Consider the following 11,796-nt stretch of genomic DNA (forward strand, 5'->3'; position numbering starts at 1 on the left):
CGTATAAGCTTCCTATAAGCTTCCTATAAGCTAACCATACCCACTTTACCTCTTATCTTATACTCTTCATCTAATTTTCTCCTTCCGAATTCTTCTGATATATTTCGAAAAAAGATAGAGTTATTTTGAGTGGAAAAATAAAGCAGAATGAAAATTTGTACGAATTCTTACCTCTAACCCAACTTATTTTTGAAAATCAATAGGTCCACTTCAATCCTATCAGATAAGTTCTCCCCGGAGAAATGCTGGAGTAGAAACTCGTGGTTTTAGTTACATAATCGAAAAGATTGTCAATACCTGCTGTGAAAGTGAGGTGGTAGGGAAGTTTAGAGAATAGTTGCAAATGCCATATACTATAAGGTTCATAATAGGTATAGAGCTCATTGTTATTACTATCGGTATCGTGAATGCGGGTAGCACTTACGTATTTGCCACTCAACACAACGTTAGGAATATAGAGGGCATCACGCTTAGGAATGTATTCAGCTTTTACTGTGAAGGTATGAGGGCGGTTTTCTCCCGTGCTATTGCTAATGTAGTAGTAAGCATACGAACCTTTAAAGCGGAAAGCTTTTGTAGGGTGATAAGTCGCCGATATCTCAGAGCTTACAATCTCAGTATTGCCATTAAAATTTACATAACGAATAGTATCACTGGCAGCCGTCCAGCGGAAGGCTATTTTATCTCTTACCGACGAGAGTTGCGTCATCGCGGTAATATTCACCTTCTTGCTGTCGAAATCTACTGAAAGGTTAAGGTTATTACTGGTTTCGGGTTTAAGGTCTTTGTTACCCATTATTTGGAAGCCTCCCCCCCAAGGGTGAAACCAATTAGTGTAGAGTTCTTTCAAGGTAGGCGACCGGAAACCTGTGGAAAAACCTCCTCTAAAAGTAAACTGCTCTACCTTAAACATTCCTGACAAACGATAGGTAAAGTGTTCTTTAAAAAGTGAATGATAATCTATACGTACCCCAGTTACCAAGGTGAAAGCAGAAGAAAGTGTCCATTCTTGTTGGGTGAAAGCAGTGTAGTTTTGTGCATTTTCTTTGGCTTCAGTACCTGTATTATCAAAACGGAAACTGAGCAGTTCATCTGAAAATATTTCTGCTCCTGCTACTAACGAATGTTTTTCCCATAGCGATTGGTTGTATTGCATTCCTGCACGCCATATGGTGTTTTCATAGTTCTTTTCTTTTTCTTTTAATAACGGGAAGTAGTTAAACTTGTCGTAACGGTCAAAAGCTCCCGATAGGCTTAATTTTTTGCTCTCAGTGAGTGCAATGTTAGATTTAGCCGATAAAGTGTAGTTATAGTATCTATCACGTAGTTTTCTTGAAGATTCTGTCCCTTGATTGCGCTCGCTGAAGTAGTAGTTAGGCGTAAGGGCAAGGTCTATTTTAGGTGATAAGTTGAAAGTAAGTTTAGGGGTAACTCCATAAGTAGTAAACCCCGCAATATTGAGTTCTCCTTTTTCAGAGGTAACAGCTGTACCATTCTTATAAACAGTTAATGGTTCGCTGTCTTCCAAAACATAAGGTTCGCGGAAATTGTAAAAAGATGTCAGGCGGATACTACCCCATTTTTGCTTGCTCCCCACGCCTACATTCGCTTTATGACTTTTGATGCTCTCGTACTGATAACTCGCGCTACCTTCAAAAGGTTTCTTAGCATTTTTGGTAATAATATTAATCACCCCTCCTAGCGCATTCGAGCCATAAAGAGAAGAAGAAGCCCCTTTGATGATTTCAATACGCTCAATATTATCCAAGTCAATACGATTATAGTCAATATTGTCAAAAGTTTCTCCTGCCATACGCTCGCCGTCCATTAAAAAGAGCACATATTTACCTCCAAATCCCATCATATTAATATTGGGCATACCTCCATCGTAAGTAAAGTTGATACCTGCAAATTCCGTTTCTAAAAACGATTGAAAGTCGGTAGCTTGCGATTTACGAATATCTTCAGCGGTAACTACTTGCACAGTGATAGGTACGTTTTTTAAGTTCTTTTGAACGCGTGTAGCCGTTACAATTATTTCATTGAGTTTTATAGGTTCATCTTCCTTCTTGTCGTTTTGAGCAAGAGTAGATAGCGAGTAGAATAATGAAATAAAAGCAGTGATAAAAATCTTTCGCATATTGATAATTTAATTTAGACGAAAGAGGCTGCCTATATTAAGACAGCCTCAGTGTGATTATTGTTTAGGCTTAAAACTTACCATCTTTGCTAATTAGATAGCTAAAAGTAACGTAGTTAGGTTTAGCTCCATCGTTATAAAAATCGGTAACTTGAAATTTAGCATATTCTCCTTTTGCAGTTTTAATTATGTAAACATACTTTGTAGGAGCATACACACTTGGCCATTTTCCTATATTGTTAGGTGAAAGAGAAACGTAACCTGTCTTTGTTTCAAAATCTCCAGATACAATTGGGGAAAAAGTACCTTCTTTTTTTGTTAGATTAGGATAAGATCCATAAGACATTGTACCTTTTACATCTTGTGTATAACCTTCAGTAGGAGCAGAAGTAACAGTGTCAAAGTTGTTAGAGTCAGTTTTTAAAGCGCCTCCTTCTCCTTTACCTGATACACCACCATTAGTTTTGAGATAATGAGCAAAAAAAGCTATATCCCAATCTAAGCTATTTTCAGGATCTTGAATAGTTATGACTCCTTTTTTAAAAGAAAAGTATACCCAATTATCTTTGTTGAAAGTGTACAAGTTCTTCACTTGTGTTCCTTTTGAGATTTTTTTCTCTTCTTTGCTATCATTGTCCTTACTGCAAGAAGCAAAAGTAAGGGCTATAGCTAAAACTGATAGTAATAATCTAACTTTCATAATCTTTATTATTTACTTTGAGTATCACTCAATTGATATTTAAGTTTAGGATAATTAGCTGCTTTTTTGCTGTTTACTTCCTTATAAAAATCAGTTACTTGCACTTTAGCGTATTTACCATCAGCTGTTTTGATAATGTATACCCATTCATTAGGAGCGTAAACATCTCCCCATTTGTTTATATTGCTAGGACTGATGTTTATAGTACCTGTTGTAGAACCAAAGCCTCCTGTAAGTACTGGTGAAACGTTTACTTTAGTAGAACTGTTTCTACCAGTAAAAGTTACTTCTTTGTCTTTTTCAAAACCTACTACTACAGTTTCTTTTACAGCATCAAAATCTTTTGATTCTGTTTTAAGAGCTTCTCCTTTTCCTTTGCCATTCACACCACCATTGAGCTTTACATAATAACCTTTGAAAGCTATATCCCAAGTAGTATCAGTTTCTGGAGTGGTAACGCTTACTACAGCTCCTGTTGCCAATGAAAAGTATTGCCAATCGCCAGTAGCATCTAATTGTACTTCTCCAACTGCTTTGGTAAAAGTAAGGTTTACTTTTTCTACTGGAGCTTGTGAGGTAAGAGTATCATATTTAAAAGTAAGATAACCTTTATAACCCTTAGCGTTAGTATACTCAGTAATTTGCAATTTTACATACTGCCCTTTTACTGTTTTTACTACATATACATATTTGGTAAGAGTAATATGTGGGGCATTGCTTCCTGGTTTAGGAGGCATATAATTATAAAAACCTTTAGGGTCTGAACTCATTACAGTACCTGTAATAACTGGATTAGCTGAGATAGTTGTAGTAGTAGGAGTTGTTTGTCCTGGTTGCGGACGACTAATGGTAGTTATCATTTCATCTTTTTGATAGCCTAAGCCTGGGTACTGTGTAACAGTATTAAAATCTTTACTTCCTGTATTGGCTACTTCTACACCTCCAACACCTGAAGTACCACCATTAGTTTTTATATTATAGGTATTGAAAGCAATATCCCAATTATCACTTGTGCGAGGATTGGTCACCTCTACTTGTTTCCCTTCTGAAAAAGAAAAATACACCCACTCTGTTTGTGAAGAAACATTTAATTCTTTAACTTCTTTAGCAGTAGAAGGTATAGGGGTCGGATTGTCGTCTTTACTACAAGAAGTAGTAAGCACAGTCATTCCTGCGATAAGCGCAGGAGCTAAAAATTTTAATCTCATAATATTGTTTGTATTTTGATTTGACGGCGCAAAGATACTACTTATTTAGAATTATACAAAACAATATGGTATTTTATTTTGAAAAATTCAATATAAGCAAACTTTCCCTCAATAAAAATTTATCAATATTTTTTTTTGTGAGTGTGTAACTTGAGGAAGGAGTGATAGCATAATCTAAAAAAACATCAGTAGCATTTCTCAGAGCATAAAAGTTATTTTCAGGAGGGAAGTAGGAGAGTCCTATTTTGAGTGTTTCATCTTTGCATTCACTCAAAAAACGGTCGTAATAGCCACCACCATAGCCTATCCGATTGCCATATTTGTCATAGGCAAGAAGAGGAACGAATACTACATCTATGGTTTTGGGAGTTATAATAACACCTTGTTTAGGTTCGGGAATACCCCAAGCGTTATTAATGAGCTGAGTATCTTTGGTGAGAAGAATAGAGGACAGCGTGCGAGTATTGCTATCCATTTTAGGGACTACTATTTGCTTATTCTTATCGCGTAGTATGTTCAATATATAATTTGTGTTTATTTCGGCTAATCGTTCTATGGGGAGGAATATATGGTAAGTGTGATGCTCCCATAAAGAATTAGGAAAAAGAAGTAACCTTTCAGCTATTTGTCGGCTGAGGAGGTCTCGCTCCTCAGCTGATAGGGCATTGCGTTTTTGCTTATAGAGTGTCCTGAGTTCTTTTTTTGTCATACTACAATAAGAGTTTGTTCAGTTCGCTACTATCACCATTGAAAATATTAAAATCTATTTTGACTTTTGCTCCCGCAGTAATACCATTTTCAGTGAATTGCCATAACTGCCAAGAAAAAACAGAGGTGGGGACTGACACATTATTATAATTGGCTATCCATAATGGGTATTGCTTGAATGTGGGATACAAATAATCTTCGTAAAAACTGATGTAAGTATAGATAATAGGTTTGCGTTTGTAGTGTTTTTCAACAATATCTAACCACGTTTGTACATCTTTAATAAACTGTTCTTTGGATTTCTTTTTAGGCAATTGTTCTATATCTAAAATGGGTAAGAAATCTCCTTTTTCCAACTGAGCATTCTTCAGGTAGGAGTTTGCTTGTAGCTTAGGGTCTTCGTCTGGGCGATAGTAATGGTAAGCTCCTCTGATAAGTTGGTGTTTTTTAGCTTCTGAAAAAAAGTGAGCAAAGTTCTTATCGGTTCCATCGTTCCCCATTGTTGCTCTAAAAATGGCAAATTGAATAGGGTATTTTGCAGTTTTATTTCGGATGTAGAGGCTATCCCATTCTATTTCTTCGCGTTCTTGATAGTGCGAAAGGTCAATGCCGAAGACTTTATCGTAGTAGAGGCTTACGATATGTTCAATACGATTGCTTTCGTAAGTAGAGTTTATTTTACGAGCTGTAATTTTGTTTAGTATTTTTTGGTAAATGGCAGGATAATAGGTTCTGATATAGAAAACGCTACCTACTCCCAACAACAAAATGCATAGGAGGCTTACAGTAAAAAAGTTCCCAAATAGAGATTTCTTTTTTGCAGATATACGAGACTTACTTCTTTGTAGCTTTTTCTTTTTCATTTTGCAAATATACATTAAAAATCTGAATTACGTATAAATCTTTAAAAATATTAATTAGCGAATTAGCCGATTAGTAGATGTGAGAATTAGCAAATGATGGGGAGGAATTAAAATAGTTAATGATTAATGGTTAATGATTAATGGTTAATTAGGTGGGGGCTTATGCAGAACTTATAGGAAGCTTATAAGATAAACGAACAATGAGTGGGTCTACAGTGGGTCTACAGTGGGTCTACAACGAACGAAAGACGAACAAAAGACGAAGAATGAACGAAGAAATACTGCTCTCAAAGTGAAGGTAAAGTGGAGCTAATGAAATACTGTTTTGAACGTTTTGCCTAATAAAAGTGAGGCTTAGGGGAAGAATGGGTCGATAGTTTTGGTAACTAAACTATTTTCTATTAGGAATTGGTTTTCAGGTGAAGCCAACTCTTTGTTTTTAATATCACATATCAAATCGTCGGATTGGGCGATGAGGGCGTATAGATAATCGGTGATAGAATGGACTAAGCAGGTGATAGGCAGTTGGGCAAGAGCGCGCAAGCTACGGAGCATTGCAATGATTTCAAAACCATTGTGAGCACTATCCACTAAAATACGCAGTTTGTCGTTAGGAGTAAGAATGTGGATAAAAGTTTCCCTAATGGTGTTTTCTAAAAGAAGAGATGCAGGTATATAGAGGTATTGAGCTTCTTTTACCGATAAGGCTTGGGGCAAAGTATCAATAGCAGTTATCACCAATGATTTGCAAGATGCTTTGCTTTGTGTAAAATTATCGATGTTCTGATAGAGTATTTCAGTGGGTTCGTTAGGCGAAATGCTTTCTTCTTCCATAGCCACGATGCGCAAAGAGGGCATTCCTTCTAAATACCCCATTGCGCGGTACCCACGTTCATAAGGCGGCAAACCAGCCATAGTTTCATTGTTTTTGCTCATACATTTCTTGTTTTATTCTTTTTTCAAAGGGTTCCCAGAGGCGTTTGGGTGTTAATGAGTCAGCGGTGTGATTTTTGGTAAAAGGATAGAAATCCCATTCTTTACGTGGATAAACTTCAACGATACTATTTTCAGGAAAGAAAGTAGTACACTGTGTATTAAAAAATTGTTGTTCTTGCGATGCCTTAGTCCTTATTTGTTTTTGCAGACTGTGGCTTTTTAGCATAACCGACAATCCTCCTTGTTTATGAACTTGCTGGTATAGTACAAGAGCTTTTTTGTACATTTCGTAGCTGATAGCCTCAATTGCATACATTCCGTTGAGCAGTGTTGCGTTTCGGGTAGCAGTGAGTTGCTGAATGGTAGCTACATTTGCTTTTTCGGTATTTACGCTGTTTTTCTTAAAGAAAAGGGAATTTTTAGGCAATAAATAATCAGCACCTCCTAATACAGCAGCTTCGTAAGCTAACTGTACATAGTTTTGGTTATGCGACGATTTCAGAAGAGATAAACCTCTATGAGATACTTCGGCTATCAAATGGAAGGGTAGGGTAGGGTAGAGCTCGCTAAATAAGCGACGAAAAGCACGCAGTTTGGCAATTTCTAACAGAAAGCTACCTCCCACCGCTATTTTCACAAAAGCAGTGGTTACTTTTGAAGTAGTCAGTATTTCCTGCATTTGGGCTACTCCGAAAGCGATTTGTTGCACCATTGAAGCTCCTGTGTTTTGGTAGGTTGAGGTATCTACAGTGAGGGCATTGGTGAACAAGTAGTGTAAATCAGTAGGTAACCATTGTTGTACTTCGTCTTGAATAAGCTCAGTGTGCAGGTTGAGCAAAAAAAAGTGAACTGATTGGCTTTGCCAAAAAGCAATGCGTTTGAGGGTCTGTTCTTTATCGGATACAAAAAGAGGAACAGCTACTTGTGTTTGGATATCAACTGCATAAGGGCTTTTTACGTTCTCGGAAGTGTAAAAAGGTAAGATAGGAACGTCCTCTGCTGAAGTGTATATAAGCGACTCGTAGTCCCTTCCTTTCAGCAGGTATTGCAGTTGTTGTTTCCATTGTTTAGCAGTGTTCTCCATTCTTTGCTTTTTAGTGAAAGAAGTCTCCGTTACAGGAGAGAAATTGAATAAGAATTCTTTAAAAATTAAAAAAAAATTATGTTTTTGTAATTATGTAGGTTCAACTTTGCCAATGTTTCAAACATTGGCAAAGTATATAGGAAAGCCAGATTTTATCCTTTAGCTTTTTCGGTAGGACGTAATACCATACGATATGATTGGTCTTTACTGATGTAATAACCTACCCAATTGTACAAAGCTTTCATTTTGTTGCGGAAGTTTACCAGCGACATTATGTGTATAAATGCCCAAATAGCCCACGCTACGAAGCCTTTGAGGAAAATGTGTTTAGGCAAATCGGCGACGGCTTGGTTACGACCAATAATTGCCATTGAGCCTTTATCGACATAACTGAAAGGAGTAGGGTTTACAAAATCTTTATTGAAGTTCTTTCCTAAGTTACTGGCTTGTTGTAAGGCTACTTGTGCGAGCTGAGGGTGCCCTTGGGGAAAATGAGGGTCGGCAGTCATAATAGACGAATCGCCGATTGCATAGATGTTCTCGAAGCCTTCCATTTTGTTATAAGCATCGGTTTTCATACGTCGTCCACGACCCAAGTGTTGCTTGTCGTCAATACCTTTGAAACTTTTAGCAGAAATCCCCGCTGCCCATATTAGGTTACGAGCATCGAGCACTGTACCGTCCGAAAGGTATACTTCGTCATTCAGAAAATCGGTTACCTGTACTCCTAATTTGAGTTTTACACCTTTTTTAAGCAAGATTTTTTCGGTATATGCTTGGGCTTTTTTGCTCATAGGAGCAAGTACAGTGTTTTGTCCGTCGATGAGATAAATATCACCTAAATCGTCATAAGTAAGCTCAGGATAATCCTTGCGCATAATGTTCTGTTTCATTTCAGCAAAGATGCCTGATAGCTCTACCCCAGTAGGACCTGCTCCTGCAATAGCAAAAGAGAGTAGCTTACGGCGCAATTCTTTGTCCTCAGTACGGGTAGCGCGCTCCAAACGGGTGTATACTAAGTTGCGAAGCATAAGGGCGTCGCCTACGGTTTTCATAGGCATTGCTTTTTCTTCTACATCTTTGTTACCAAAGAAGTTTGATTCAGCTCCCGTAGCCATTACCAATACATCATAATGCAGTTCTCCATTGCTCAAGATGAGTTTGTTTTCCGATGGAACGACTTCTCGCAAGGTAGCCATTCTGAAACGTGCATTTTTATACTTGCGAAATAGACGGCGGAAAGGGTAGGAGATAGATGAAGGCTCCATAAAGCCCGCAGCCAACTGATATAGTAGGGGTGGAAAGAAATTGTAGTTATTCATATCCACCAAGGTAATTTTATATTTGTCAGAGCGGTTCAACACTTTTACTAGCTCTAAGCCAGCAAAGCCACCGCCCACAATTACGATATGCTTTTTGTTTTCCATAATGATTATTTTTAATTAGCCAATTAACAAATTTGTCAATCAGCTGATAACAGTGTGTAATTATAGTGTTTTATTTTCTTTTTCAGAGTTTTCTTCTTCTTCGTCCTTAGGGAATATCTCAATCTTAGGCTCTTTGATAGTTTCTTTGTTGGACAGACTGCGTTCTAAGAAAAGCAATAGACTTGGCAAGAGTAGTAAGTTCGTCATCATTGCGAAAAGCAAAGTAGCTGATATGAGTCCGCCGAGTGCTTTGGTACCTCCGAAGCTGGAGAGCAAGAACACTGAGAAACCACAGAGTAGCACAATAGAAGTATAGAACATACTTACTCCTGTTTCGCGTAAAGCTGCATATACCGATTTGCTTATCTTCCAATTACGCGCAACTAACTCTAAGCGATATTTAGCCAAGAAGTGAATAGTATCGTCTACCGAAATACCAAAGGCAATACTGAACACAAGTATAGTGGAAGGTTTGAGCGGAATGCCAAAATAGCCCATCAGTCCTGCGGTGATGAGTAGCGGTAAGAGGTTAGGAATGAGTGAGACAACTATCATCTTGAACGAACGGAACATATACGCCATAATGAGCGCAATGAGCAAAATAGCCAAGGCTAATGACCAAATGAGGTTGATAGCTAAATAATTAGTACCTTTGGTAAACAAATAGGCTTTACCGGTAATCTTCACTTCATACCTATTACTTGGGAAAAGCTTTTGAGCTTTGGTGTAAATATTGTCCTCGATTTGTTGCATTTTCTCAGTACCAATATCCTTCATAAAAGTAGTGATGCGTGCCGTTTGCCCCAATGAATCTACATAAGCGGAGAGCATATTGGCATTACCTTTAGAGTTTTTGACGTATGAAAGGATAAAGTTTTGCTCTTGGGTAGTGGGCAGGCTATAATATTTAGGGTTGCCATTGTAATAGGCTTGTTTGGCGTATTTCACCAAGTTTACCAACGAAAGCGGTTGGGATATTTCGGGGATTTCTTCGATATGAGTGCAGAGTTCGTCAATACGTTTGAGATTCACTAACCGAGTAACACCGTTCTTCTGCTTCGTATTAATAGTGATTTCCAAAGGCATAATTCCGCCATAATTCTTCTCGAAGAAAGTGATATCGTCAAAAAAATCAGCTGACTTAGGCATATCTTCGATGAGACTACCCGAAATCTTTATTTTGTAAATACCAATAATACTGAGGATAAGCAGAGCAATAGCCGTAGTGAATACTGCAATACGGTGATGCTTTACTGTATTCTCAATGAACTTGATAAGTCCACCTATCCAGTTGCGATGCAAATGCCTTAGATGTTTTTCCTGAGGTATGTGCATATAACTGTAAATAATTGGGATTAGCAATAGAGAAATGAAGAAGATAGATACTACATTGATAGAAGCAATGACCCCAAACTGTTTGAGCAAAGAACTTTCGGTAAAGATAAAGGTAGCAAAACCGATAGCCGTAGTGAGGTTGGTGAGCAGGGTTACATTGCCTACATTGCGGATTACCCTAATAAGCGACTTGGCTTGGTTGCCGTGCTTACTGATTTCTTGTTGGTATTTATTGATGAGGAATACACAGTTCGGGATACCAATTACAATGACCAAAGGCGGAATAAGTCCTGTGAGAATGGTGATTTCGTAGCCGAAAAGCCCTAGAAAACCAAATACCCACATTACTGCAATGGATACCACGCCCATAGAGATAAACATCGCCCTAAATGAACGGAAAAAGAAAAAGAAGATGGCTGAAGTAGAGAGTAGGGCAGCCAAGATGAATAACCCTATCTCGTCCATTATATTTTGAGCGCTGAGGGTACGAATATAAGGCATACCCGAAGTGTGCACTTTGAGTCCGGTTTGCGCTTCGAACTTCTCGACTATGGGAATAAAATCGTTGAGGATAAAATCCTTGCGGGCTTGTGTATTGACAATCTTTTTGTTCATATACACGGCTGTTTGCAAGGTATTTGTTTTCTTGTTGTAGATGAGACCTTCGTAGAAAGGTAGTTTCTCGGAAAGTACTTTTTTGAGACTATCAGCTTCAGTTTGGTTTTTTACTTTTCCTTCGATAAACTTATGGGTAACAAAGCGCTGCTGGGCAGTGTCTTTCACTAAGATAGGCAAATTGTCGATAGAGATAACAGCGTCTATCTGTTTGAACTTTTTTAGTTCGTTACTAAGGGCAATCCATTTGTTGAGTACCTCAGGTGTATAGATTTTTTTATCGTCTAACGCCATTAATATCAAGTTGCCTTCTTCGCCGAACTTATCGAGGAAGTGCTTGTACTCCATATTCACAGGGTGATCATCGGGGAGCATATTTGCTTCGGTAAAAGTAAAGCGCACGTTCTTCCACTGTGTAGCTAAGCCCCCAGTGATAGCAGCTATGAGTAGTAAAAAAGCAATTCGGTTGCGCAATATTAAGCCTGCAATGGTACCCCAGAAGCTGGCTTTTATCCATCTAAACATCTTGATATCTCTTTATTTTCTGAGGGCGCAAAAGTACAAAATAATATACAATTACAAAAATAAATATCAATGATTAATGGTTAGCGGTTAATGATTAATAATGATTTTATGAATTGACAGGGAGTTTGAGGTAAGAGATAGATAGTGTAACTTAATTAGCAAATTAGCAAATGAGGAAATGAGGGAATGAGGGAATGAGGGAATGAGGGAATGAGAAAATATTGTCACGTCCTAAAAAAGGTTGTCATAATTAAT

The 11,796-nt window shown here is 37.9% G+C and carries 9 protein-coding genes; all 9 read right to left on the minus strand.

The window, feature by feature from the left end:
• Positions 1 to 196: 196 nt before the first annotated feature.
• Positions 197 to 2,140, minus strand: a complete 1,944-nt coding sequence (locus tag HMPREF9078_RS06585) for a TonB-dependent siderophore receptor (RefSeq protein WP_009419913.1) — start codon at positions 2,138 to 2,140, stop codon at positions 197 to 199.
• A gap of 70 nt (positions 2,141 to 2,210) precedes the next feature.
• Positions 2,211 to 2,840 (minus strand): HmuY family protein, encoded by a 630-nt coding sequence (locus HMPREF9078_RS06590; RefSeq protein ID WP_009419914.1) that lies wholly within the window; start codon positions 2,838 to 2,840, stop codon positions 2,211 to 2,213.
• Positions 2,841 to 2,848: 8 nt separating this feature from the next.
• Positions 2,849 to 4,048: an HmuY family protein gene (locus tag HMPREF9078_RS06595; RefSeq protein ID WP_009419915.1), complete on the minus strand. Its 1,200-nt coding sequence runs from the start codon at positions 4,046 to 4,048 to the stop codon at positions 2,849 to 2,851.
• Between the two features lie 73 nt (positions 4,049 to 4,121).
• A complete protein-coding gene (locus tag HMPREF9078_RS06600; protein ID WP_009419916.1) occupies positions 4,122 to 4,757 on the minus strand; it encodes a 5-formyltetrahydrofolate cyclo-ligase in 636 nt (211 codons plus the stop codon).
• Between the two features lies 1 nt (position 4,758).
• Positions 4,759 to 5,619, minus strand: coding sequence for a glycoside hydrolase family 25 protein (locus HMPREF9078_RS06605; protein WP_009419917.1), 861 nt, complete (start codon positions 5,617 to 5,619; stop codon positions 4,759 to 4,761).
• A 354-nt stretch (positions 5,620 to 5,973) separates the two neighbouring features.
• Positions 5,974 to 6,555 carry a hypothetical protein gene (locus HMPREF9078_RS06610; protein WP_009419918.1) on the minus strand — a complete coding sequence of 194 codons (582 nt, stop codon included), beginning with the start codon at positions 6,553 to 6,555 and terminating at the stop codon, positions 5,974 to 5,976.
• On the minus strand, positions 6,539 to 7,639 hold the full coding sequence (locus HMPREF9078_RS06615; protein WP_009419919.1) for a methylmalonyl-CoA mutase family protein: 1,101 nt from the start codon (positions 7,637 to 7,639) through the stop codon (positions 6,539 to 6,541). Before HMPREF9078_RS06615 ends, HMPREF9078_RS06610 begins: the two co-directional genes overlap by 17 nt.
• Before the next feature lie 152 nt (positions 7,640 to 7,791).
• Entirely contained in the window at positions 7,792 to 9,066 is a 1,275-nt protein-coding gene (locus HMPREF9078_RS06620) for an NAD(P)/FAD-dependent oxidoreductase (protein ID WP_009419920.1), read from the minus strand.
• A gap of 60 nt (positions 9,067 to 9,126) precedes the next feature.
• Positions 9,127 to 11,541: an RND family transporter gene (locus HMPREF9078_RS06625; RefSeq protein WP_009419921.1), complete on the minus strand. Its 2,415-nt coding sequence runs from the start codon at positions 11,539 to 11,541 to the stop codon at positions 9,127 to 9,129.
• Positions 11,542 to 11,796 lie beyond the last annotated feature (255 nt).

Origin of the sequence: Capnocytophaga sp. oral taxon 380 str. F0488 (assembly GCF_000318255.2) — a bacterium.
In the GTDB taxonomy this organism is placed as follows: Bacteria; Bacteroidota; Bacteroidia; order Flavobacteriales; family Flavobacteriaceae; genus Capnocytophaga; species Capnocytophaga ochracea.